Origin of the sequence: Roseateles terrae (assembly GCF_014192155.1) — a bacterium.
Taxonomy (GTDB): domain Bacteria; phylum Pseudomonadota; class Gammaproteobacteria; order Burkholderiales; family Burkholderiaceae_C; genus Roseateles; species Roseateles terrae.
On record NZ_JACHXO010000001.1, the window covers coordinates 696879 to 722862 of the forward strand.

At 67.2% G+C, this 25984-nt stretch carries 16 protein-coding genes; 13 read left to right on the top strand and 3 right to left on the bottom strand.

What is annotated here, in order from left to right; genetic code table 11:
- The first annotated feature begins 4 nt into the window (after positions 1-4).
- On the top strand, positions 5-2992 hold the full coding sequence (locus FHS28_RS02925; RefSeq protein ID WP_088449166.1) for a hypothetical protein: 2988 nt from the start codon (positions 5-7) through the stop codon (positions 2990-2992).
- Between the two features lie 66 nt (positions 2993-3058).
- Positions 3059-3598 carry an eCIS core domain-containing protein gene (locus FHS28_RS02930; protein ID WP_088449729.1) on the top strand — a complete coding sequence of 180 codons (540 nt, stop codon included), beginning with the start codon at positions 3059-3061 and terminating at the stop codon, positions 3596-3598.
- Between the two features lie 161 nt (positions 3599-3759).
- Here the strand turns inward: FHS28_RS02930 and FHS28_RS02935 are convergent, their stop codons facing one another.
- Positions 3760-4092, bottom strand: a complete 333-nt coding sequence (locus FHS28_RS02935; protein ID WP_088449165.1) for a hypothetical protein — start codon at positions 4090-4092, stop codon at positions 3760-3762.
- Positions 4093-4405: 313 nt separating this feature from the next.
- Here FHS28_RS02935 and FHS28_RS02940 point away from each other — a divergent pair, with 313 nt between their 5' ends.
- From FHS28_RS02940 to FHS28_RS02990, 11 genes are all read left to right on the top strand, one after another.
- Complete coding sequence (locus FHS28_RS02940) at positions 4406-5668, top strand: ROK family transcriptional regulator (RefSeq protein ID WP_088449164.1); 1263 nt, start codon at positions 4406-4408, stop codon at positions 5666-5668.
- Positions 5668-7155: a xylulokinase gene (xylB, locus tag FHS28_RS02945; RefSeq protein WP_088449163.1), complete on the top strand. Its 1488-nt coding sequence runs from the start codon at positions 5668-5670 to the stop codon at positions 7153-7155. The genes FHS28_RS02940 and xylB overlap by 1 nt, the downstream gene beginning before the upstream one ends.
- Before the next feature lie 99 nt (positions 7156-7254).
- Positions 7255-8574 (top strand): xylose isomerase, encoded by a 1320-nt coding sequence (xylA, locus tag FHS28_RS02950; RefSeq protein WP_088449162.1) that lies wholly within the window; start codon positions 7255-7257, stop codon positions 8572-8574.
- A 337-nt stretch (positions 8575-8911) separates the two neighbouring features.
- Positions 8912-11995: a TonB-dependent receptor gene (locus FHS28_RS02955; protein WP_184294064.1), complete on the top strand. Its 3084-nt coding sequence runs from the start codon at positions 8912-8914 to the stop codon at positions 11993-11995.
- Positions 11996-12018: 23 nt separating this feature from the next.
- On the top strand, positions 12019-13689 hold the full coding sequence (locus FHS28_RS02960; protein ID WP_246409447.1) for a DUF5597 domain-containing protein: 1671 nt from the start codon (positions 12019-12021) through the stop codon (positions 13687-13689).
- Positions 13689-16160: a sialidase family protein gene (locus FHS28_RS02965; RefSeq protein WP_088449160.1), complete on the top strand. Its 2472-nt coding sequence runs from the start codon at positions 13689-13691 to the stop codon at positions 16158-16160. The genes FHS28_RS02960 and FHS28_RS02965 overlap by 1 nt, the downstream gene beginning before the upstream one ends.
- A gap of 143 nt (positions 16161-16303) precedes the next feature.
- Positions 16304-19183 (top strand): glycoside hydrolase family 95 protein, encoded by a 2880-nt coding sequence (locus FHS28_RS02970; protein WP_184294066.1) that lies wholly within the window; start codon positions 16304-16306, stop codon positions 19181-19183.
- Between the two features lie 17 nt (positions 19184-19200).
- Positions 19201-20589, top strand: a complete 1389-nt coding sequence (locus FHS28_RS02975; protein WP_184294068.1) for a GDSL-type esterase/lipase family protein — start codon at positions 19201-19203, stop codon at positions 20587-20589.
- 112 nt (positions 20590-20701) lie between these two features.
- On the top strand, positions 20702-22099 hold the full coding sequence (locus FHS28_RS02980) for a GH1 family beta-glucosidase (protein WP_221193685.1): 1398 nt from the start codon (positions 20702-20704) through the stop codon (positions 22097-22099).
- A 79-nt stretch (positions 22100-22178) separates the two neighbouring features.
- Entirely contained in the window at positions 22179-23267 is a 1089-nt protein-coding gene (locus FHS28_RS02985; protein ID WP_184294070.1) for a LacI family DNA-binding transcriptional regulator, read from the top strand.
- A gap of 124 nt (positions 23268-23391) precedes the next feature.
- Positions 23392-24840, top strand: a complete 1449-nt coding sequence (locus FHS28_RS02990) for an MFS transporter (RefSeq protein ID WP_184294071.1) — start codon at positions 23392-23394, stop codon at positions 24838-24840.
- A gap of 62 nt (positions 24841-24902) precedes the next feature.
- On the opposite strand, the gene FHS28_RS02995 is transcribed toward FHS28_RS02990, so the two are convergent.
- Together FHS28_RS02995 and FHS28_RS03000 are read right to left on the bottom strand one after the other, a co-directional pair.
- A complete protein-coding gene (locus tag FHS28_RS02995; RefSeq protein ID WP_184294073.1) occupies positions 24903-25142 on the bottom strand; it encodes a hypothetical protein in 240 nt (79 codons plus the stop codon).
- Entirely contained in the window at positions 25139-25852 is a 714-nt protein-coding gene (locus tag FHS28_RS03000) for a hypothetical protein (protein ID WP_088449154.1), read from the bottom strand. The genes FHS28_RS02995 and FHS28_RS03000 overlap by 4 nt, the downstream gene beginning before the upstream one ends.
- Positions 25853-25984: the final 132 nt, after the last annotated feature.

A 25984-nucleotide genomic window follows, 5' to 3' on the forward strand; every position in this document is an offset into this window, starting at 1 on the left:
GCGCATGAGCGACACGCTCGACGCGGGCGGCGACGCCACCCGTATGCCGGACGACGGCGGCCAGGGCGGCGGGGATCGACCCCCGCACGCTCAGAGCCACGCCCGGCAGACTCCCTGTGTGCACTGCCGACGCTGGCGCATCTTCCTGGCGGGCATGGCGGCCGGTGTGGTCGCGCTCGCGCTGCACGCCACAGCGGGTCCTCGCGGCAATGCGCCAGTGCCCAAGCCGATGCCGTTCAGCCTGGACGCGCCGGAATTGCAACGCCAGGCGGTCGCTGCCGCCGCGTCGGCCGCCTCGGCAGCGGTGACGGCCGCTGCAGCGGCGGCGGTGAACGCGGCGGCAAGCGCGGCCGCGGATGCTGCGGCGCGGGCGGCCTCGCAGGCCGCACAGGCTGTGGCCGTCGCGATGGGGCCAGCGGCCTCCGCCGCGGCCGGCCTTCAGGCGAAGGCGGCGAAGATCGGGCTGACCAGCGGTGCTGGGGCCACAGCAACGACGGCTCCGGCTGGCTCGGCAGGCGCCGATGGCGCTGCGCGCAGCTATCCGCTGTCCACTGCCTCGTCACAGGTGGCGTCCTTACAGCCCGCGCCTGGCAATGAGACTGTCGGCAACGCTTCCAGTCCCGCTTCCGTCGGGCCCTCCCGCGCCGCGGCGCCGGGCACGACAGCGGCGTTGGCTGCGGCCTCCCGGTCCGCCCCAGACCTTCGACTGGTTTACGTCTCCGTCCCCTTGCCGCCGGGCCGCCTGGACACCGACTACAAAGCTCGCGAGGTCGTCCAAGGCGGACGTCCGCCCTATCACATCGAAATCGAAGGCGCCGCGCCGCCCGGCCTGCGCTTTGGCAGCGACGGCATGATGTCCGGCCGCCCCACCCGCGTCGGCAACTTCAGCTTCACCCTCCGGGCGACGGACAGTGCCTCCCCGCGCATGGAGCAGGAGCAGCATTACGTGCTGCGCATCCTGCCGATGGCCACTGCGGCACCGGCACCGGCACCCGCACCCGCACCCGGGCCGGCCTCCACGCCTTCTCCCAGGCCGACCGGTCCGGCGCCGCTCAAAGGCATCAGCCTGCAGGAGGCGGACGGCACGGCGGATGTGAACGCAGATGTACCGGTCAGCTACCTGTTCACGGCCAAGGACCTGGACGAGCTGGTGCCGCCCACCGAGGCGGACGCGCCCAAGCCGACCAGCACCACCGTGGCCCCCACGCCGCCGCTGCCGGCGCTCGCCGCCTTGCGCGCCGACATCGATGACAACAGCACCCCACTCACCGACCCACCGCTGATCGCGCCGGAAACGCCCACACCCGCTCAACTGCGTGCCATCCTGACGCCGCTGGTGGGCGTTGAATATCCGAGCCGCGGCATGTTCATCGGCGCGGTAGAGGCCGAACGCTGCCGTTACTTCCTCAAGCGCGTCGCCGAGGTCGCAGCCGCGCGCCAGATGACCGCGCCCACCACCTGTCCCAGACCCGCCGCGCTGCGTCCAGTGAGTGACGCGCCCCCGCCGAAGCGGAATGAACGCCGCCCGGATCATTCCGCGGTGCCGCTGGAGGTGTTCTTCGATTCCCTGCTGGCCCCCGACAACCTGCGGGACGCCGTGGCGGCCGCCACCAAGCTGCATCCGGTGGCCGAATCCCGTCCCTTGCGCCTCAGCGCCGAAGGCTGTCAATGCGCCCCCGGCCACAAGAACAATGAGGTCATCGGCGTCATCCCCTTCTGGCGCGCGGAAGAAACGCCGATGCCGATCAACTTCAACCTCTTCACCCGGCTGCAGTACATGGGCGTGGTGCTGAAGGATGATGGCGGCTATGACCTGCCCGCAGACTGGAACGGCGCCGTCTCCGGCTTCTCCCGCGAAGCGCAGCGCTTTGACGTGGCGATGGACCTGGTCGTGTACCGCCGCGCCTGGACCCCGCTGCTGAACCAGCCGGAAGCGACCCAGATCACCATGATCAACAACGCCGCGGAGACCGCGGTGCGCATGGTCACGCAGGAGCGCGACGACACCCAGACGTGGATGAACCGTCTGTTGTTCAAACCGGGCGTGGACGCTGGTGGGCGCGTCTTCGGCGGCTTGACGATCTTCTTCGAAGACGCCCCGACGGAGGGTCGCGACCGCGAGCGCTACACCCGGTTCCTGCAGCGCTTCGTCGACCAGGTCCTGACGCGGATGCAGCAGGACGGGCGCAGCTTCCGCCTCAACCTGGTCGTGCCGGACCAGCAGTTGGGGGAACAGCCGCCCTACAGCTACGAATGGCTGATGGGACTGAAGCTGCGCGGTGAACGCAAGGACCGTCATCACCTGCGCGACACCCTGCCCGGCTCCAGGGAGCCTGACTACACCGGCACCGGCGACGTGACGGTGCAATTCCTCGTGCTGATGAGTGGCGACCCGGACACCCAGAAGAAGGCCCTGCGCCGCAGCATCGACCTGACCCGCCAGGTGCAGGGGGTGCGACGAATCGACTTCCTCGACAGCCTGCTGCCGGTGGTGGTGCATGCGACCTCGCCGGAAGCCGCGCCGGCCAATGTCACCGCCAGCATGGCGCGCGACTTTCCCTACATCGAGTGGAATTACGGGGGGATCGCCCTGTGGCCGCTGCCGCTGGAGAAGGTCGGCATGGGGGCGCAGGTCATCACGCCGCTGACGCAGTACTTCCTGGACACGCCGTCCAACCGGGAAAAGGCCTGTGCCTGGATCTGCCCGAACCGCCTGCCGCTGCGGCTGTTGGCCCAGACGCTGCTGCTCGGCTGCATGGCGGCCGCCATGGTCTACGCGCTGAACTGCCGGGTCCGGCGTGTGGGGCTGATCTATCTGGTGGTGCTGGGCCTGGTGGCCTTGCTCACCGCGGCGCTGTGCCTGATGCTGCTCACCTGCGACCCGGCGCTCTCGTGGCTGCGTGATTCACCTTATGTGCCGGTGGTGGCACTGGTGCTGGTGGTCGGCATCTGTGTCTATCTTTTCCTGCAATTCAAGGCGCCGGAGCTGTGAGGGCCGGCCGCCTGCGTGATCCGGCGATGAGCTCTCTTGTTCAATGCTTCCCAGAAGGACCGACCCATGACCTTCCCCCATGATGCAGACGGACGCAGCCCCGATGCCGGGCCCGTGTCGACCCGAAGGCCGGCCGCCGACCCTGACACGGCACAGCGACACGCCGATGCCGGCGGCGATTGGTCCGCGCAGATCGACGCCACCCCGCGGCAGGCAGCACAGCGCCGCTGGATCGACGCGACTGTCGGTGCGGCCGCCCAGCGGGAGGAGGCGCCCGCGGCTCCGAATCTCACCGGCATGCCGGATTCGCTGAAATCCGGGCTGGAGTCGATGTCCGGCATGGACCTGTCGGACGTGCGGGTGCATACGAACTCCAGCCGCCCGGCGCAGCTCAATGCGCTGGCGTACGCGCAGGGTAGCGACATCCATCTCGCGCCGGGGCAGGAGCAGCATCTCCCGCATGAGGCCTGGCATGTGGTGCAGCAGCGCCAGGGCCGGGTGGCACCGACGATGGAGGTGAGCGGCGTGCCGGTGAACGACGACCACTCACTGGAGGCGGAGGCGGACCGCATGGGCGATCTGGCCAGCCGCCACGGCGGCGGCTGACCGCCGCCGGCCTGGCACCGGTCAGCCGGGCCGGCCATCCGCTGATGGGACCGCTTGAGCCGGTGCCTCAGCGCCGGTGCCTCAGCATGAGTGATCAGGCGCCGGGGGGTCAGCACTCGGCGGCCACCAAACGCTGCGGCACGTCCGGCCACGCCCGGCGCTCAGCCGAGCCGATGCGCATCCTGCAGCAGGTTCAGCGCCTGTTCGGTGTCGCCATGGCGGACGGCCCAGATGGCCTTGTCCAAATGCGCCACACCGCGCTCGCTCACCTCATCATGCTGTGCGATCAGCGCCTGACGGGTTTCACGCATCATTTGCAGCGCATGGTCTTCATGCGAGCAATAAAGCTCCACCCGCACATCGCGCAACTGCTGCTGCAGGTGCGACCGGCGCTGCTCACGGCCGGCGAGTTCATCATCCTGAACGGGCGCTGCCGAAGCAGACGCCGCGGCAAACGCCGCCATCAGGGCCAGGATCGGGGAGGTCTTGCTCATGTCGTACTCCTGTGGGCGCCGCTGCGAAAGACTGCAATCGGGGGAGAAGGAATCGCGACGCCGTGAGACACAGCGTGCGCCCCGAGTGTTAGACCCCGCTTAAGCCGATGTTGCTGCTCTGCAAAGCGCGCGAGTGGCGCCCCCGCGACCACCGCGCCCGCCGCGCCCACCGCGCCCAACACCCACGGTCTTCGGCCCTTGCCTCCCGTTTTGCCTCCCCTTTTGTCACCCTTTACATCCGCTCCGGGTTTCCCCGCCTTCATTCGTGCAGCGCCCGAACTAATATCAGTTGCAGCCCGCATCGATAGCAGGCATGGAGACAAGTTTGCAGAGCGAAGGCGGCAGCAGCCAGCAGTGGCTGAAGCTCATCAACCGCATGGCGCTGGTGCGTCATCTGTGCGTTCACCCCGGCCTGTCCCGCGCGGACCTGGCGGTCGAGGTGGGCCTGACCAAGTCGACCATCAGCGCCCTCACCCGGGAGCTGATCGCCGAGGGCTGGTTGATGGAAAGCGGCGTCGTCGCCACCGGCGATCTCGGTCGACGCCCCACCCCGCTCTTCATCAACCCCGACCGTCTGATGCTGCTCGGTGCCGAAGTCGGCATTGAGTCCGTGCGGGTGGTGGCCACCTCCCTCACCGGGGACATCCGCGCCCGGGCGGTCAGCGCCTATGGGTCCAGCCGCTCCGCCAGGGCCTGCATCGGCGTGCTTGCCTCGCTGCTGCAGAAGGTGTGCGGGCAACTGGAGTCCTCGCAGGACATCATCGGCATCGGTGTCGGTCTTCCCGGTGGCGTGGATGAGGCGCAAGGCGTCCTGCATTTCGCCCCGAATCTTGGCTGGCGCGATCTCCCCGTTGGCGCCTGGCTGGGCGAGCGCCTGGCCGGCACGCCGCTGGCCGATGTCCCGCTCTACCTGCAGAACGAAGCCGATGTGGCCGCGCTCGGGGAGATGGAATTCAATCCGACGCCGCAGCCCATGGACCCGCTGCTCTACGTGAGCATCAACCAGGGGGTGGGCGCCGGAGTGATCGTCGGCGACCGGTTGCTGACCGGCAGCCGAGGCTTTGCGGGTGAAGTGGGCCACATGGTGTTGCAGATCGACGGCCCGCTGTGCAGCTGCGGCCGCCGCGGCTGCGCCGAAGCGTTGATTGGCATGCGCGCCATGCTGCGCCCGGATGAGGCCGCCGAACCCGGCCCGCATTCACTGGCCGAAGTTCGGGCCCGCCTGATCGACAAGGACCGCCCCACGCTCAAGTCCGTGACCACCGCCGGGCGTTATCTTGGCGTGCTGCTGCAGAACCTCAATACCGCCTACGACCCCGCCTGCATCGTGCTGGGCGGCGCCGTGCTTGAGTTGGGCGATCCGTTCCTCCAGCCGGCGCTGGACACGCTCACCGGCTACGCCCAGGCCGCCAGCCTGGCCCCGCCGCTGGTGCGCACCTCCAGATTCGGCGCCGATGCCGTCGCCGCGGGCGCTGCCGCACTGGCCCGATATCGCGTCACCCGACCGCAGTTGCCGCAGGCCAGCGCCAGCCGCGGCGCCTCCATTGCAAACGAAGACACCGAGGAGTCGCTCTGATGTATCTTGGGATCGATCTCGGCACCTCCGAAATCAAGCTCCTGCTGCTGGACGCCCAGGGCCAGGCACGCGGACGTGCCAGCGCGCCGCTGACGGTGCAGCGCCCTCGCCCGCTGTGGTCAGAACAAGACCCGGCCAGCTGGTGGACGGCGACGGCGCAGGCGGTTGCAGCGCTGCGCGCCTCGGCGCCGGACGCATGGTCGCAGATCCGCGGCATTGGCCTCTCTGGCCAGATGCACGGCGCCGTGCTGCTGGATGCGGCGGACCGGGTGCTGCGCCCCGCCATCTTGTGGAACGACGGCCGCAGCCATGCGGAATGTGACGCGCTGACGTCGGCCGCGCCGCAGCTGGCGGACATTGCCGGCAACCTGGCGATGCCGGGCTTCACAGCGCCCAAGCTGCTGTGGGTGCGCCGCCATGAACCCCAGATCTTCGACGCCACGGCCACCGTGCTGCTGCCCAAGGACTATCTGCGCCTGCTCCTGACCGGGGACAAGGTTACCGACCCGTCCGACGCGGCAGGAACGCTCTGGCTGGACGTGGCCGCGCGGGACTGGTCGGACGTGCTCCTGTCCGCCTGCGGCCTGCGCCGCGAGCACATGCCGCGGGTGGTCGAAAGCAATCATGTCGGCGGCACCTTGCGCCCGGACCTGGCCCGCGACTGGGGCCTCTCGCCCGAGGTGGTCGTGGCCGGCAGCGCGGGCGACAACGCCGCCAGTGCCATCGGCATCGGCGCGACGCGCCCCGGCGAAGGGTTCCTGTCCATGGGGACCTCCGGCGTGCTGTTCGTCGTCAACGACCGCTATCGCCCCAACCCCGCTTCGGCCGTCCATGCCTTCTGCCATGCCCTGCCCGGCCGCTGGCACCAGATGAGCGTGATGCTTTCGGCCGCCAGTGCGCTGCGCTGGTTCTGCCACTTCAGTGGCGCCAGCGACGAGGCTGCGCTGCTGACCGAGGTCGAAGCGCTGGCGCCGCAGGACCTCGCCACCGCGCCGCTGTTCCTGCCCTACCTGGCCGGCGAACGCACGCCCCACAACGACCCCTTCGCCACCGGCCAGTTCCACGGTCTCACCCACGAAAGCACCCGCGCCCACGGCGGTTATGCGGTGCTGGAGGGCGTGGCCTTCGGCATGGCCGATGGGCTCGCGGCCCTGCAGGCGGCCGGCACCAGCGTGACCGAGCTGTCCTTTGTCGGAGGGGGCTCCCGCAGCGCCTACTGGGCCCAACTGATGGCGGATGTGCTGGGGGTGGACATCGTGCGCCATGCCGACGCCGATGCCGGCGGTGCGCTGGGCGCTGCGCGGCTGGCCTGGATGGCGGACGGCGGTGACGAACGCACCGTCTGCCAGCGCCCGGCCGTCAGCGATCGATTCCAGCCGCGTGCGGATCGCAGCGCGGTGCTGGCGGCGCGCCTGGCGCGCTTCCGGGCGCTCTACCGCCAGCAACGGGAGCTTCCGCCGTTACCGACCGCCCCGTCGGCGTCCTGACGCGATTCCCCCCTTGCATTCGCCCTGTGCCGGTTCTGACCCTCACTGCCCCACCCTGACGCGTCTTGAACGGTCCCCACCTACACCCTCTTCAGCACCATGAGCAGCTACTTCTCCCACATTGCACCGATCCGCTATCAGGGCCCCGGCTCTGACGAAGCGCTCGCCTTCCGTCATTACGACAAGGACCGCATCGTCCTGGGCAAGCGTATGGAAGAGCACCTGCGCTTTGCGGTCTGCTACTGGCACAGCTTCTGCTGGACCGGTCTCGATCCGTTTGGCAGCGGCACCTTCGAGCGCCCCTGGTTCCAGGGGGGAGCCCTCATGGAGCTGGCCGAGATCAAGGCGCAGGCCGCCTTCGATTTCTTCAGCCGTCTCGGCACCCCGTATTACTGCTTCCACGACCGCGACGTGGCGCCGGAGGGCAGCACCCCGCGTGAGAGCCACGAGCATCTGGCCCGCATGGTGGACGTGCTTGGCGAGCATCAGCAGCGCACCGGCGTGAAGCTGCTCTGGGGCACCGCCAACCTGTTCAGCCATCGCCGGTTCATGGCCGGCGCCGCCAGCAATCCGGACCCGGAGATCTTCGCCATGGCGGCCCTGCAGGTGCGCGACGCAATGGACGCCACGATGCGTCTGGGCGGTGAGAACTACGTCCTGTGGGGCGGTCGCGAAGGTTATGAAACCTTGCTCAACACCGACGTCGATCAGGAACTGGACCAGCTCGGCCGGTTCCTGTCCATGGTAGTGGACTACAAGCACCGCAAGGGCTTCAAGGGCACCATCCTGCTCGAACCCAAGCCGCGTGAACCGTCCAAGCATCAGTACGACTTCGACAGCGCCACCGTCTACGGCTTCCTCACCCGCTACGGGCTGGAGAAGGAGGTCAAGGTCAACATCGAAGCCAACCACGCCACGCTCTCCGGCCACTCCTTCGAGCATGAGATCGCTGTCGCTGCCTCGATGGGCATCCTCGGCAGCATCGACATGAACCGTGGGGATCCTCAACTGGGCTGGGACACCGACCAGTTCCCCAACAACGTGCCCGAGATGGCGCTGGCGCTGTATCACATCCTGCAGGCCGGCGGCCTGGGCAGCGGCGGCCTCAACTTCGATGCGAAGGTGCGTCGCCAGTCGCTGGATGCGGAAGACCTGTTCCACGGCCACATCGGTGGCATGGACGTCTGCGCCAAGGCGCTGCTGGTGGCCGAACAGATGATCCAGGATGGTCGTCTGGCCGAGGCCTTGAAGCAGCGTTACGCCGGCTGGTCCACACCCGAGGGGCGCGACATCCTCGAAGGCCGCCGCACCCTGGAACAGCTCGCCGACCAGGTGCTGAGCCGCAACGCCGATGTGGCGCCGCGCTCCGGTCGGCAGGAATATCTGGAGAACCTGGTCAATCGTTTCTGCGCCGCCTGAGGCGCTCGTCCCGCGGCCGCACGCATGGCCTCATGCAGGGCCTGACGCAGGTCCTGGCCGCAACGCCCTGATGCAGTTCCCGCCGGATGGCCCTCCGCGCCGTCCGGCCCCCCGTCCACCTGGACCTCTTCCCTCCAGCCTGACGCTGAAAGCTTCCCGCGCCGGCCCAAGGGCCTGAGCCGCGCGGGTCTGTGTTTTTTCGATGTCCGCAAGGACGTCAGCGCCCATGAAGGTGCTCTGCCGCCAGCCTCTGCCAGGTTGGCAACGGATCGCCGCAAATCCTCACGAGGCCTCGCCAATGAGCAAGAGGCCCACACCAGAAGAGATTGGAGACAACATGCGCACACACCAGCGGACCGCGGTATCCCTTGCCGCCGCCCAGGCCACCTGCATGATCGGTGGCCTCGTCTTCAGCCAGCTCGCCGCGGCTCAAGGTCCTTCGACCCCACCTCCAGCACCGGAAGCCCCGGCCGCCACCGCGTCGGCCCCGGCCGGCAACCGCCAGGAGGTGCCCACCAAGGTGGAGACGGTGGTGGTGACCGGCAAGCGCGCCGCGCTCAGTTCCGCCCAGCGGATCAAGCAGAACGCCGATGAGGTGGTCGACTCCATCGTGGCTGACGACATCGGCAAGCTGCCCGACCGCTCGGTGACCGAAGTGCTGGCACGGGTCGTCGGCGTGACGATGGACCGGACCATGTCCAAGGACGATCCTGAGCACTTCTCGGTCGAAGGCTCCGGCATCACCATCCGCGGGCTGACCTTCGTCCGCTCCGAAATGAATGGCCGCGATTCCTTCAGTGCCAATGGTGGCCGTGCGCTCAACTTCGAGGATGTGCCGCCGGAGCTGATGTCCGCCGTGGACATCTACAAGAACCCGTCGGCCGAGCAGATCGAAGGCGGCATCGGCGGTCTGGTGAATTTGCGTACGGCCCTGCCGTTTGATTTTTCGGGCCTCAAGACAGCGTTGTCAGTTCAGACAACCTATTCGGATCTGAAGAAGAAATCGTCGCCGGGCCTGTCCGGGCTGGTCTCGAACCGCTGGAATACCGACCTCGGCCAGTTCGGCGCCCTGCTGCATCTGGCCACTTCCAAAAGCAGCACCCGGACCGACGCATTCCAGGTGGAGCCCTATTACCCGCTGGCCAATGCGGTCGATGGTCAGGCCGCCGGCACCTACCTGTGGGTGCCCAAGGGTTCGGCGTGGCGGACGCTGGACTTCGACCGCAAGCGCGACGGCCTTTATGGCGCGCTGCAATGGAAGAACGACACCGTCGAATCGTCTCTCACCTACTTCAAAAGCAAGTACAAGATGGCGTGGGACGAACGCGCCATCTTCGCGCAGTCCGACCCTTACAAGATGCGGGTGCGGGACGGCGTCTTCGGCAGCAACGGCGAATTCCTCTCCGGCACGCTCTTCAACAGCGACAGTACCGGCATCAATTTTGGCTCGGACACCCGCACCGCCTGGCGCAAATCGGACACGCAGGATCTGGGCTGGAAGCTCAGCTGGCAGCCCAACAACCGCTGGCAGCTCAATTCGGACCTGCAATACATCCGCGCCAACAGCCGTGCCTTCGACTCGACCGTCGGCATGGGCATGTTCATGGAGAGCGAGACCATCGATCTGCGCGGCGGCCGCCCCACTCTGACCTTCAGCGATGCCGAACGCGCCGCGCTGCTGGACCCCTCCCGTTACTACTGGGCCTTCACCCAGGAACATCAGGACAAAAGCAAGGCGACCGAGAAGGCGTGGAAGGGCGACGCCCGCTTCCGCTTTGAAGACGGCGTGCTGCAGGACCTGCGCTTCGGCGTGCGCTTCACCGAACGCGACGCCACGACGATCAACACCACACCCAAATACTTCTGGTCGCCGATTTCGCAGCCCTGGCAGCTGGGCTGGGACATCGGACAGCTCGCCTTCCTGAACGACCCGCGCTTCAACACCAACCACGACGTCTACAACTTCAACAATTTCTTCGGCGGCAAGGCCTCGGTGCCGTCGCTGATTTTCCCCACGGCCAATACGGCCTCCGGTTATCCGGACAGCTACGCCGCGCTGCACACCTTTCACGACATCCTCTGCGCGGCGCAGCACGCGGGCGACAGCTCAAGTTGCACGAAGTGGGCCCCGGCGCCATTCGGCACCGACCCCATCGGCACCAACGACCAGACCGAGAAGACCCAGGCCGCCTATGCCCAATTGCGTTTTGCGCTGGAGGACAACTTTGGCGTGCCGGTGGACGGCAACGTGGGCCTGCGGGTGGTCCGCACCCGCATGGATGCCGCCGGCTACACCACCTTTTCCGGGACGCAGGTGCCGGTGAATGCTGCCGGCGTGCCGGTGCCGGTGATCCCCAACTTCGCGGTCGCGCAGGACTACAGCCAGACCTACACCAACAGCCTGCCCAGTCTGAACCTGCGCTTCAAGGCGAGCGAGAAGCTGCAGTTCCGGGCTGCGCTGGCCAAGGCGATCTCGCGTCCGGACTTCAGCCAGTTGCAGGCCACGACCCAGCTGTCGCAGACCGTCACCTCCAACACCGACGCCAACAACGTCACCACCGTCACCAACGTCAGCCGCACCGGCACGGCGGACGGCAACCCGATGCTCAAACCAGTCCGCGCCACCCAGGGCGACCTGACGGCCGAGTGGTACTTCAGCAGGACCGGCTCCTTCACGGTCGCGGCCTTCCACAAGGACCTGAAGGACGTCATCATCAATCAGACCACGGTGGTGCAGGTGCCCGATGTGACCGGGGCGGCGCAGAACTTCACCGTCACCTCGCCGATCAATGGCGCCAAGGCCAAAGTCAACGGTGTGGAACTGGCCTTCCAGACCTACTTCGACAGCTTGCCCGGCTGGCTCTCCGGGTTCGGGGTGCAGGCCAATTACACCTACGTGAAGAGCAGCACCAAGCTCTACAACCCGGTGACCTCGGCCTACTGCGCCGGCAGCAACAGCGCCTCCAACCTCAACCTGAACCTGAACGGCTGCGACACCGACGGCCGCTCCTTTGGCAATCTGCCACTGGCCAACCTGTCGAAGAATTCCTACAACCTGGCGCTGCTGTATGACCGCGGCCCGATCTCGGCCCGGGTGGCCTACAGCTGGCGGTCCAAGTACCTGCAGGCGGTGAACGTCAACGGCACCAACGGCGGCGATGGACTGGACACCAATCCAAACAGCCCGACCTTCGGCGGCACGTCGGTCGGCTGGGCGCTGCCCACCTGGGCCGATGCCTACGGGCAGCTGGATGCCGGCGTCTACTACAAGTGGAACGACAACCTGACCCTGGGTCTGGAAGGACAGAACCTCACCGACGCCACCTACAAGCAGTTGATGCAGCAGCACATCGGCATGATGGGTCGGGCCTGGTTCAACACCGGCCGGCGCTACACGCTGAGCGCCCGCATGTCCTTCTGACCCGTCGATCCGGAGAACCATCGATGCAAAGCCGTTCTGACTGGTTGGGGGCGATGAAGACTGTGGCGTTAGCGTCCGCGCTGCTGATAGGCGCAAACGCGCAGGCGGAGTCCCCGGTGGCACCGCGGCTGATCCAGCAGGACGGCCGCTGGACGATGCAGGTCGACGGCCAGCCCTTCCTGATGCTGGCCGGCCAGGTGCACAACTCCAGCAACTGGGCCGGCGCCCTGCCCCAGGTCTGGGCCGCCATCCGCGATGCCCATGCCAACACGGTGGCGGTGCCGGTGGCCTGGGAGCAGATCGAGCCGGAGGAAGGCCGGTTCGATTTCAGCTTTGTCGACACCCTGCTCAGCCAGGCGCGTGAGCAGAAGGTGCGGCTGGTGCTGCTGTGGTTCGGGACCTGGAAGAACACCAGTGCGCAGTACACGCCAGCGTGGGTGAAGCTGCACCCCGAGCGTTTTCCGCCGATGCTGGATGAGGAAGGCAAGCCGAGCTACTGCCTCTCGCCCTTTGGGGAGTCCACCCTCGAATCGGATCGGCGCGCCTTCGTGGCGCTGATGCGGCATCTGAAGCAGGTGGATGGCGACCGGCACACCGTCATCATGGTACAGGTGGAGAACGAGGTCGGCACCTACGGCCTGGCGCGGGATCACGGTGCTGCCGCCGAAGCGGCTTTCAATGCCCCCGTGCCGGACGCCATCCTGAAGGGCCAGCCGCCAAAGGCATCGAGCCGCGGCCGCGGCAGCTGGCGCGAGGTGTATGGCGAGGATGCCGACCAGTACTTCCACAGCTGGGCCATCGCCCGCTACATCGACCGCATCGCCGAGGCCGGCAAGGCGGTGCATCCGCTGCCGATGTCGGTGAACAACGCGCTGCGGGACCCGCTGGAACCCCTGACCCCCTGGAAGAAGAACTTTGCCAGCGGCGGGCCCACCTACGACGTGCTAGGGCTCTACAAGGCAGCGGCGCCCCACATCGACGTGATCGGTCCCGACCTCTACATGCCGGAGTCCGCCAAGGTGACGCGGGTGCTCGACCAGTTCCAGCGCCCTGACAACGCCCTGTGGGTACCGGAGATCGGCAATGCGGATCGGTATGCCCGCTACTTGTGGCAGGTGGTGGGACGCGGCGGCATCGGTGTCTCTCCGTTCGGCGTCGACTATGCGGACTACAGCAACTATCCGCTGGGCAGCCGCTTCACCGATGAACGCATGACGGCGCCGATCGCGGCCGTCTACCGACTGCTGCGGCCGATGGCATCGCAGTGGGCAGGGTGGGCGCAGCAGGGACGGACCCAAGGCGCGGCCGAAGGCAACGACCATGCGCCACAGACCCTGGCGCTCGACGGCTGGACCGTGCAGTTGATCTTTGGCGAATGGCAGTTCGGTGAGCGCAGCTGGCCGCAGCTCAAGGATGATGCGCCCCCGGGCAGCGAGACGCCGGCAGGCGGCGTGGCCGTAGCGCAGATCGGGCCGGACGAGTTCATCCTGGTGGGCCAACGGGTGCGGCTGCGTGTCTCGCCGGACAGCAGCTTCCGGGGACGCGGCCATACGCTGCTGTCGGCGGAGGAAGGCCAGTTCGATTCGAACGGACGCTGGGTGATGACGCGGCGCTGGAATGGCGACCAGGTCGATTGGGGCTTCAACCTGCCCGCACGGGGCACCGTGCTGCGGGTGCGGATGGGGCGGTACTGATGGGGCTCAAGAACATCCAGGGCGCCATGGCCCACGACGACCACAAGCCGGACGACGAGGGGCACGAGCAGCCTCGGGAGCACCTGCACGGCGGCCCCCCCGGCCGACGCCGCTGGCTGGCCCTTCACGCCCGGTCGGCGGCGGGTGTGCTCGCGTGGAGCGTCGCCCCCGCCTTCATGGCCTCGGCCCAATCCCGACCCCAGGCACCTGCCACCGAAGCGACGCACCCGCGACGCGCGAGGCCCTACCGGTGGACCGCCGTGCCGTTTGGCGGTGGTGGCTATGTGGACGGTCTCCTGTTCCATCCCACCCAGCGGGATCTTCTCTACTGCCGCACCGACATCGGCGGCGCCTACCGCTACGACCCGAGTGCGCAGCGCTGGATCCAGCTGCTGGACCCCCTCCCCCGCGCGCAGGCTGACCTGATGGGCGTGCTCAGCCTCGCCGTCGACCCCAACGACGCCGATCGCCTCTACGCTGCTTGCGGTCTTTATCTCGATCCTGCGGCTCAGGACGGCGCCGTGATGGCCTCCACCGACCGGGGGGCCACCTGGACGGTGCATCCGCTCACGCTGAAGCTGGGCGGCAACTCGGCGGGACGCGGCAGCGGTGAGCGGCTCCAGGTCGATCCCTGGCGAGGCGAGGTCCTGCTGCTGGGCACGTCCCAGAACGGCCTGCTGCGAAGTGCCGACCGCGGCCGCCGCTTCGAACCCCTGCCCTTTGCGCCGCGGCATGTGTCGCTGGTGCTGCTGGACCCTTCCAGCGGCCGTCCCGGCCAGGCTGCGCAACGGATCTACGTCGGCAGCCACGATCAACCTGGGCTCTATCTCTCCGAGGATGGCGGCCAGCACTTCCAGCCGGTCGCGGAGACACCGGCCCAGGCGCCACAACATGCGGCCCTCGGACCCGATGGCGTCCTGTATGTGAGCTTCGCCCTGGGGGACGGCCGCCATGTAGCCAACCCCAGCTACGCCACCACCGGCAGCGTCTGGAAACGCGATGCCCAGGGTCAATGGACGGACATCACCCCGGTGCGACCGGGAACGGGGCGTCAGGGCTTCGGATATTCGGGCCTCGATGTGGACCGTCAACAGCCCGGCCGTCTGGTGGTGTCCACCATTGAACGCTGGATGGACGGCGACGACCTGTTTGTGAGCGAGGACGGAGGCGTCTCGTGGACGGCGATGGGCGCACGTTCCCGGCATGAGCTGGGCACCCATTCCTGGCTGGCCAACTACAAGGCCAACACCCGCCGCCCCGATCCCATGGGGCATTGGCTGGCCGATGTGAAGATCGATCCCTTCAATGGGCGCCGGGCCGCCTACGGCACCGGGTATGGCGTCTGGATGACGGACGGCTTCGAGAGCCGTCCTGAAGCGCCCAGGGTGCCATGGCGGTTTGCGGTCGATGGCATCGAGGAAACCGCAACGCTGGAGATCAAGTGCCCACCGGTGGGCGCGACCTTGCTGGCGGCGATGGGCGATGTGTCGGGCGCGGGTTGGGACCGCCTGGATGCGCAGGCTTCGAGGCGTCTGTTCACCCCCAGCAACGAGACGAACCGGTCGATCGACTTCGCCGGCCTTGCCCCGGAGATTCTGGCGCGGACGTCCGACCATTGCCCGACCGGCGGGTATGTGTCGACAGACGGTGGGCTGTCCTGGCGCGCCTTCGGGCGGTCGTCACGGCTGGCGTCGACTGCCCAAGGCAGCCAGGCGCCGACCGGGATCGTCGCGGTGTCGAGCAAGGGCGGCTTCCTGCTGTGGGCACCCGAGGGGCAGCCGGCCTTGTGGTCGGCGGATCTGGGGCGCACCTGGTCTGCGAGCCAGGGCTGGCCCGCGTCCCCGAGCGCGCGACTGTGGCCGGTCGCCGACCGGGTGAATGAAGGCGTGTTCTATCTGCATGACCGCGCCAGCGGGTCGGTACTGATCTCCGACGATGGCGGTGCCCGCTTCCGACCCATGCTGACCGGCCTGCCGGTGGTGAACGACCATGAGGAGGCACAGCTGATCGCCGGGCCGGATCGTGCACGCGATCTGTGGATGGCGCTGCCTGACGGACTGATCCGCTTCGGCGCTCAGAGCCCCACGCCGCAGCGCCTGCCGCATGTGGCGCAGGCCTGGATGCTGGCACTGGGGGCCGCTGCGCCGGGCGCACGGACACCGGCGCTGTATGTGTGGGGACGGGTCCGGACGGGCGCTGACGGACAGTTGAACGCGCAAAACGGCGCCGAAAGGGACGCGCAAAGGGACGCAAACGGAGATGCCGAGAGGGACGCCCAGGGGGGCGACCCGGGAGAAGAGGGATTTTTCCGATCCGATGACGCTGGCCAGACCTTCGTCCGCATCAACGACGCGCAGCACCAGTATGGACGGCTGCTGCACATGGCGGCCCATCCGCGTGAGCATGGTGTGGTGTTCATCGCGCCTCACGGTCGTGGGGTGCTGGTGGGACGACCGGAGGCACGCGCATGATGGCGATTCGACTGGCGTCACGCCGACCGGATGCTGATGCTGTGCCCGCGTCGCAGCCGGCTGCGGCCCTGTCCGTAGCGGCTGCCGGCAGGAGCGCCGCAGCCCTCATGACGACAAACTTGCAGGGGACGAGGCGGCGGTCGATGCGAGCCGCGCTCCTCGTGGTGGCACTGCTGGCTCTCGTGTGCGGCGTTGCCAGGGCGAAGGCGCCCAACGGCTCATCGTTGTCGCCGTCCCGCGCACTGGCGCCTGCTGCTGGCGCGGCGCCCTCGGGCCAGCCGATGACACACGGCCTGACCCTCCACTACGAGCGCCCTGCCCCCGACACGCCTGCCGGCTGGGAGCAGCAGGCGCTCCCGATAGGCAACGGCCGGTTGGGCGCGATGCTGTTCGGCGGCGTGGCCAGAGACCGTGTGTCCTTCAACGACATCACGCTCTGGACGGGCGATGCCCAGCAGATGGGCGCCTATCAGCCGTTTGGGAATGTGGTGCTGGAGCTTCCCGGGCATGACCGGGAGATTGGTGGATATCAGCGCTCGCTGGACATTGCGTCGGCAGTTCATCGTGTGCGGTACCGCCATCGCGGCGTCTGGTTCGAGCGGGAGACCTTTGCCAGCCATCCGGATCAGGTGATCGTGATGCGGCTGACGGCCAGCCGTCCAGGTCAGTACAGCGGGCGCGTGCGCCTTGAAGACCGTCATGGCGCGTCGATCCTGGTGGACGGCGCCATGACTGAAGCGGTCGGGACGCTCGCGCCGCTGGCATCGGCACCAACATCGGCACCAACATCGGCATCGGCATCCGCATCGGCGGCGTCAGTGTCGTCCACGGCTCCAGGATCGCTTGCATACGCCAGCCGCCTCCAGGTGCTGCACGAGGGCGGACGCGTTCAGCAGGACGGACCGTCCCTCGTCTTTGATGGCTGCAACAGCGTCACCCTGATCCTGGCCGCCGGAACGAGCTACGTCCCGGACGCCACCCGCGCCTTCCTTGGCGACTCGCCCCGCGCCAGGGTCGCCGCCCAGGCCGAGGCCGCAGCCGCCCAAACCTTCGACCAACTGCGCCACACGCATCTCCAGGACCATCAGCGGCTGTTCTCCCGCGTCCATCTGTATCTGGGGCGTTCCCCTGTGGATCGAACCCGGCTGCCCACGGACGCCCGTCTCCTTCGCTACACCCGCGACGGGCAGGATCCAGAGCTGGAATCGCTGTATGTGCAGTTCGGTCGTTATCTGCTGATCGCCAGCTCCCGGGACAGCCTGCCCGCCAATCTGCAGGGCTTGTGGAACGACAGCCTGACGCCGCCCTGGAACGCGGACTATCACACCAACATCAATCTGCAGATGAACTATTGGCCGGCGGAGACGGCCAACCTGTCGGAACTGGCGCAGCCGTTCTTCCGGTTCGTGCAGAGCCAGATCCCTGTGTACCGCCGCACGGTCGCGAACACTGCTGCTGCATCGCTTGCTGCCGCGTCCGGCGCCCGTGGCGCCCATGGCGAAGCGACGTCGCATGTGATGCCCGCTGGAGACGAGGCCAGCGCTACTCCGGCGGCCGGCGACAGTGTGGCCGGCATGCTCGCGCCGCCCGACGCCGTCTCCCACGAGCCAATCCCGATCGACGCCCACGCAGGTCACGCGCGCCCGCCGGAAGAGCGCTTTCTGACTCCCGATGGACGCCCTGTGCGCGGATGGACCGTGCGCACCGAATCAAATCCCTTCGGCGCCATGGGCTACCTCTGGAACAAGACCGGCAACGCCTGGTACGCCCTGCACTTCTGGGAGCACTACGCCTTTGGCCGCGATGAGACCTTCCTGCGGCAGACCGCCTATCCGCTGATGAAGGAGGTCTGTCATTTCTGGGAGGACCAGCTCAAGCCGCTGCCCGACGGCCGGCTCGTAGCGCCGATGGGCTGGTCGCCAGAACATGGTCCGGTGGAAGACGGTGTGAGCTACGACCAGCAGATCCTCTGGGAGCTCTTCAACAACACCGTCACGGCCGCTCAGGTGCTGCAGATGGATGCGCAGTGGCGAGAGCACATCGCGGATCTGCGAGACCGTCTCGCGGGCCCGCGCATGGGCCGCTGGGGGCAGTTGCTGGAGTGGTTGCAAGAAAAGGACGACCCGGTGCTGGACACGCCCACCGACACCCACCGGCACATCTCCCATCTGTTTGCCGTGTTTCCAGGACGGCAGATTTCTCCGGAACGCACGCCTGCGCTGGCTCACGCCGCCCGCCGCACGCTGCAGGCCCGGGGGGATGCGGGCACCGGCTGGTCGATGGCCTGGAAGATGGCCTTCCGCGCCCGACTGGGCGATGGCGATGAAGCTCACCACCTGCTGCGTGGCCTGCTCGCCACGCCGGGCGCGCGGGCGGCCCAGACGTCAGGTCCTGGCACCGAGCACAACAACCATGGCGGGACCTACGCGAACCTGCTGGATGCACATCCGCCGTTCCAGATCGACGGCAACTTCGGCGCCACCGCGGCTGTGATGGAAATGCTGCTCCAGTCCCATGCTGACGTGCTGCATCTGCTGCCCGCGCTGCCCGCAGCGTGGCCCGAGGGTGAGGTGCGCGGCCTGCGGGCCCGAGGCGGGCTGGAGGTGGACCTCCGCTGGTCCGCCGGTCGCCTGACGGAAGCCACCCTTCGCACTGACTCGCCCGCAGCCGCGGTGGTGGTGCGAACCGGTGACCGGCGCCGCGAGGTGCTGGTGCAGCCGGGGCAGGCCCTGGTGCTGGATGGCCAACTGCGCACCGTGGAACCCGTCAGGACCACGCCTCAGGGGCCGTCGGCACGGTCAAGGCGATCGGGGGCATCCACACGAGCGGGCACATCAACACGATCGGCGCAGTCCCTGCCGTCACTGGTGTCACTGCCGTCCCCGTCCCAGGCACCCTGGGCATCCCCATCTCCGTCCTCGTCCTCGTTCCCCTCCACGCCTCAGCCCGACGGCCGTCACGACGCCTCGATCGTGGCGCTGCCGTTCCCCCCTTCCACCGCTCACCGACTCCACCCGCTATGAACCTGCTGCGTATGGTCATGACCGCAACCACCCTGACTGCCTCTCTGGCCGCCGCCGCTGCGGGCGGCTCCCCCGCCCCGGCCGTGACAACGGCCCCGGATGAACTGCCGCTGTTCGTCGGCAAGCCGCTGTCCGGCTGGTCCATCGGTGTGGCCGACTTCGAACAGAGTGCCCGCCTCACCGGCGAGCGCGCCACCGTCCCGAAGCAGGCCAACAGCCAGGTGCCCGCCAGCGAGGTCCACGCGCTGCGCGCCACCAGGACCGAGCGCGGCGACGCCCTCACCCTTCAATGGAAAGAGTCCTGGTTCGCCACCCTGCGGCTGGAAGGCGGCGCGCCGGTCGACCTGCGCCCCTACCTCGCGCACGGCACGCTGGAGTTCGACATCAAGGTCGACGATCTCGCCAAGGGCGGGTTGAGCGTCAAGCTGGCCTGCGGCGACGGCTGCGAACGCAAGGTCAACTACCTGCTGCCCGCGCGAGCGCTGGAGGGCAAAGGCTGGCAACGCCTCTCGTTCGCCCTCAACTGCTTCAAACGGGATGACGACGACTTCAGCGCCGTCCGTCAGCCCTTCAGCGTGGACACCAGCGGCACCGGCCAGGTCACCATTGCCAATGTCCGGGTGCTCAAGCGCGGCCTGCCCAACGCCTTCTGCGCCGACCCTCGCACCGAGTCCGTCACGCCCAGCCCACTGCTGCAGACCTGGGCGCTGGAATGGTGGATCCCCCGCCATGAGCAGAAGCTGGCCCAGGTGCAGCAGATGCGGTCGAGCGGTCCACTGCCGGAGGTCGTCTTCATTGGCGACTCCATCACCCAGGGCTGGGAAGATGTGGGAGCACCCGTCTGGCGCGAATACTTCTCGCGCTATCAACCGTTGAACCTCGGCTTTGGCGGCGACCATACCGAAAACGTGCTGTGGCGCCTGCAGCATGGCGAGATCGACGGCATCGCGCCCAAGGTGGCGGTGCTGATGATCGGCACCAACAACACCGGTGACCGCATGGAAGATCCTCGCACCACCACCGAGGGCATCCGCCGCCTCATCACTGAGCTGCGCATGCGGCTGCCGGCCACCCGCATCCTGCTGCTGGCGGTGTTCCCGCGGGAACAGAAACCCGGCGGTCCGCTGCGGGCCATCAATGACGAGGTGAACCGGCGCATCGCCAGCCTCGCCGACGGCGAAACCGTGCAGTTCCTCGACATCCGCCACACCCTGATGAATGCCGACGGCACCCTCTCCGCCGATGTGATGCCGGACTGGCTGCATCTCAGCGAGAAGGGCTACCGCCTCTGGGCCGAGGCGATGGCGCCGACGCTGGCCGAGCTGGTGCGCACGACGCCGGCCGTCGTGCCGTCGCGGGCCGGAGCGCCGTCACCGGCGGGTGCAGCTCCGTCCTCGTCGCCATGACCGTCCTGCGGGTTTTCCGCCCACCCTTCCGCGCTCCATTCCCCCGCATCGTGGTCCGCCGCGGTGCCTCTGCAGTCCCGGCGCTTGCGCCGTCACCAGGTGGCTTTGCCTCATGAACACCTCGATGTCCTCGACGTCTCCAACGTCCGCCTCCCAGCCCTTCGGCTACCAGTCGCCGTTCCCGCCGCATTTCGTGCTGGGCGTCTCTGCCTCCGCCCCGCAGATTGAGGGTGCCGCCTTCACCGACGGCAAGGGTTTTTCCAACTGGGACCACTTCGCCCGCCAGCCCGGCACCGTCTTGGGCGGCGACACGCTGGACGTCGCCGTCGACCACTACCACCGCTTCGACGAGGACTTCGCCCTGATGGCCTCGATGGGCGTTCGCGACTACCGCCTGTCGATCGCCTGGCCGCGCATCCATCCCGACGGCGGCCCGACCGTCAATCAGGCCGGGATCGACTTCTATCACCGCCTCTTCGCCAGCATGAAGCGGCACGGCATCACCCCCTGGGTCACCCTGTTCCACTGGGACCTGCCGCTCCCGCTGGAAGCCCGGGGCGGCTGGACCTCGCGCGAGACGGTCGACGCCTTTGGCCGCTACGCCGAAACCGTGGTGAAGGCCTTCTCGGGCGCAGTCAAACACTGGATCACCCTCAACGAGATCCGCTGCTTCACCGTGCTCGCCTACGGCCAGGGCATCAAGGCGCCGGGTCGCAAGGAGCCCGAGGCGGTCGTCAATCAGACCATCCACCATGCGCTGGTGTGCCACGGACTGGCCGTCCGCGCCGTGCGCCAATGGGGCGGCGAAGGCGCCCGGGTGGGCCTGACCGACAATTCCGACGTGTGCGTGCCGGTCACCGAAACGCCGGCCGACATCGCCGCCGCTACCGCCTGGTTCCGGGACCGCAATGCCCACATCCTCGGCGCGATGCATGCCGGTCACTATCCGGAGCATTACCTGCGCCGGGTGGGCAAGGCTGCACCCAAGGTGGCCGAGGGTGACTTCGCCCTCATCCACCTGCCGACCGATTTCCTGGGCATGAACATCTACACCGGCCACTACGTGCGGGCTGCCGATACGCCGGACGGCTACGAAACCCTCGCCCTGCCTCCCGCCTACCCCCGCGCCGACCCGCCGTGGCTGCACCTGATGCCGCAGTCGATCTACTGGGCGCCGCGGCTGGCCCATGCGCTGTACGGGCACTCATCTCTCTTCATCACCGAAAACGGCTGCGGTTACGACGACGAGCCGATGATCAAGGGCGAGGTTCAGGATCTGCATCGCCGCGAATACCTGCGCAGCCATCTGCGCGAAGTGCACCGCGCCATTGCGGACGGGGTGCCACTGGACGGCTACTTCTGCTGGTCGTTCATCGACAACTTCGAATGGGAGGACGGCTACCGCCGACGCTTCGGACTGGTGCACTGCGACTATCAGACGCTCAAGCGCACGCCCAAGCTGTCGGCTCGGTACTACGCCCAGGTCATTCGCGAGCGGCGGGTGCTCTGAGATGCACGCGTGGGGCCACGCTTTGAGGCATGCTCACAGGCTGACCTCAAGACCTGCGCCCTGCGAGCGCCGCACGACCATGAACACTCCTGCCAAACCGCGCAAATCCAGTCACGCTGCCACTCTGGCCGATGTCGGCCGGGCGGCGGGGGTGTCGGCCATGGCGGCCTCGGCCGTGCTCAATGGCGCGAGGACCTCGGCGCGCATCAGCGAGGAAACCCGGGATCGCATCCTGGAAGCGGCCCGCCAGCTCAACTACCGACCCAATGCCACCGCCCGGGCGCTGACCAGCCGCCGGATGAACACCCTGGGCCTCGCCACCACGCTCAACCGGGAGGAACTGAACCAGTACTTCCTGGAAGTGTTCACCGGGGTGGTGGAGGCGGGCGCGGAGCTGGGCCAGAACACCACCGTCTTTGCGCTGGAAGACTGGCACCGGCAGGCCTCCCGCATTCCGTCCTTCTGCGACGGTCGCATTGACGGGCTGATCCTGCTGGCCCCGCTGCTGGACGACCAGGAAGCGCAGCAACTGCCGGACCACACCCCGATCCTGTCGATCCACAGCAATGTGATCATTCCCGGCGTCATCAATCTCGAGTCGGATGAAGAAGCCGGCGCACAGGCGATGGTGACGCGGCTGCTGGAGATGGGCCACCGCCGCATCCTGCATCTGGCGGGACCCAACCACTCCCTCGGCGCTCGTCGCCGCGTGGCGGGATATTTGCGGGCGCATGAGCAGGCGGGTGTCGAGCCGCCGCCAGACCATGTGGTGGAAGGCGAGTTCCATGCGGAGTCCGGCCGCCGCCGGCTGACGCAGTGGCTGGAAGCGCATCGCGGTGAGGAACTGCCGCACGCCATCTTTGCTGGCAATGACGCCATTGCCATGGGCTGCGTGGACGTCCTGGTGGCCCGCGGCATTCAGATTCCCCAGCAGATGTCGCTGGTGGGTTTTGACGACACCCAACTGGCCCGGTCGGCCCGCCTCGCCTCGGTGCGCCAGCCGCTGCGCGAGCTGGGCCAGCGTGCCGCCCGGCTGCTGGTGGCCAGCGTCGACGCCAAGCTCGGCGAAGGCCAGCCGCCTGCGGCCACCAATCTGGTGCTTCCCACCGAGCTGGTGGACGGCGCCACCCTCTCTGCGCCGCGGCCTGGGCCGCTGCGCATTACCTGACCACGGGCTCACGCCCGCCCCTGCCATGAGTGCCACTCCCCTGACGGTTTCACAAGATGCCAGCGCCGCCGGCGCAGCCGGACCCTCTTCCCACAGTGGCCCGGGCGACGGGGACGCGTCAGGGATGAAGCACGATGCGCCATGGGGCGCGGCGCCGCACGGAGGCGGGATCGGTGCGCGGGACCGGGTGCCGCTGCCGCAGAAGGTCGGGTACGGGATGGGCTCGCTCATCGATCTGTGGGGCCACTGGCTCTACCCGGCGCTCGCTTTCCACGTCTACAACGTGTTTCTCGGTGTGGCGCCGGGGCTGATCTCCACGGCGCAGATGATCAAGGTGCTGGTCGATGCGGCTTCAGATGCGATTTTTGGCTGGCTGTCGGACAACACCCGCACCCGCTACGGCCGCCGTCGCCCATTCATCCTGGTGGGGGGCGTGCTCGCCGGCATCGGACTGCCGCTGATGTTTGCGGTGGGCCGCGGATGGACGGACACCGAGTACTTCGTGTTCATGGTGGTTTCCACCATCTTGTATGTGCCGGTGATGAGCTGCTTCAACATGCCCTGGGTGAGCCTGGGCGCGGAGATGACGCCGGACTATCACGAGCGCACCAATGTGCAGTCGGTGCGCAATGCCATCCAGAAGCTGCCGGAACTGGCGATGTTCTTTGCCGCCCAGTTCACCACCCTTGCGTGGTTCCACGATGCGGACGGCAAGCCGGACATCCTGCGGGGCGCCCAGACCTACTGCATGCTGCTGGGTGCGGTGATGGTGGTGGTGGCCATTGCGATGTTCGTGCTGGTGCGAGAGCGTTATTACGTGAATCTGGTGGCGCGCACGCAAAGCCACATTCCGTTCCGGGACACGCTGTGGCGCACCCTGCGCTGCCGGCCTTTCCGCCATCTGCTGTGCATGAATCTGGCCTATGGCATTGGCACAGCGATGGTGGCGGCGCTCGGGTATTACGCGACGGTCTACTACGTCTGCAAAGGGGACATCACCCTGGCGACGAAATGGAACACCGCCATGGGGCTCTCCGGCATGGCGTTCGGCTTCCTGGGCATTCTGTTTTTCAACCGGGTGGCGCGTCGTTACGGCAAACGCATCGGTCTGGGCGTGGTGCTGACCCTGGCGATCGGCGCGTTCATTGGAGACTGGTGGCTCTACAACCCAGCGCTGCCGGGGCTGCAGCTGCTGGCCTGCGGCTTTGTGGCCTTCACCGGTGCTGGATTCTGGACGCTCTACAACTCAACGCTGGCGGACGTGGTGGACTACGACGAAACCCAGACGGGTCAGCGACGAGAGGGGTCGTTCTCGGCGTGCCAGTCGTGGATCTCGAAGGTGGGCATCGCGCTGGGCGTGGGCGCATCGGGCTGGATCCTGCAGTTCACCGGCTTCGATTCGAAGCTGCCGGTGCAGTCCGAGCATGCGATCTTCATGATCCGGATTCTGCTCTCCGGCATTCCAGTCATCGGCTTGGTGATGGCGCTGGTGGCGCTGATCCGATTCGAGCTGACGGAGCGGCGGATGCAGGAGATTCGGGTGCGGTTGGAGGCGGAGCGGGGGCAGGTTTAAACCGAGAATGAGCGCCGTAAAAGAAAAAGCGGCCATAAGGCCGCCTCACTGGAAAAAATCAATTATTGCAGGCCCGCCTGGTGAAGTGACATTTCTGCCACCCGGCCTTTCTTCACCCGGGCCTCAATATCATCCGCGGTCATTCGAGGAGTTGGTTTTAGACATTCCAGGTCCACACACTGCGCGCCACTTCGAGCAGAGTTCGCGCCAGACATTCCAGTGGTCCCGAGCTTGACCTTGGCCACCTGCTTTGCCGGGCGACCAACATGCAGGATATGGGTGAAAAAATATTTGATATTCATTGTCGATACCCGTTATCCGACAGATAAGTAGGAAGAGTGTGCCACGACCGGCTCCCCGCTCGCAAGTCGAAGGTCATTTCCCCACCCCCTCCCTCGAGGCTCCACCAATGAGGGTCTCGTTCAATGATTTCCAGGAGGTCCTTGGCACCGGCCAGGCGCGGCAGCGCAGCAATCGCCTCGGCGGTCAAGGGATGAAGAGGCGCGTTGAACCCGAATCGGGCCCAGCTATAGTACCCATTGAATCCAGGGTTCCACTCGCCAGCGATTTTGTAGCTCTTGCCACCTGCGGCGAGTAAATCGACTCGCGCCAGGCCAAGCGCGCAACCTACTTGAGCACATCGGAAGAATCCGACGGCGCCCAGACCCTTTGGACCGTCAGCAAACATGGCCAGCTCGATATATAGATAAAGCTCTTGCGAGTCAGGGTCGGCGCGAATATAAAACTCATTGGTGTAGCCCTTTTTGATGAGCTTCGGATGAGTCACCTGCATGACGATTTCATCTCGCTGCATTTTCACGACCACCGTCGCGCCTGCCGGGGCCATGCTCAACGACTGAATCTGGAAACGGTCAATCGCCTTGCCACCCAACGCCGGCTTATCAATGAAGACAACCCGGCATGATCTTCGGAAGTATTCGTCGTGCTTGCAGCGTTCGTCCGCGAAGCGCCAAAGGACGTTTCGCCAGAACCAACTCTTGACCATCCCCATTTCGCCGCTCCAAGCCAGGTCTTGCCGTCCTTGCCCGCCCCCGCGTGGGCAACAGGACTCAACGATCGATGATCCGCATCGTCGTTGTTCAAGCCGGCAGTGATGACCAGCGCACGAACGGTTCCACCCTCG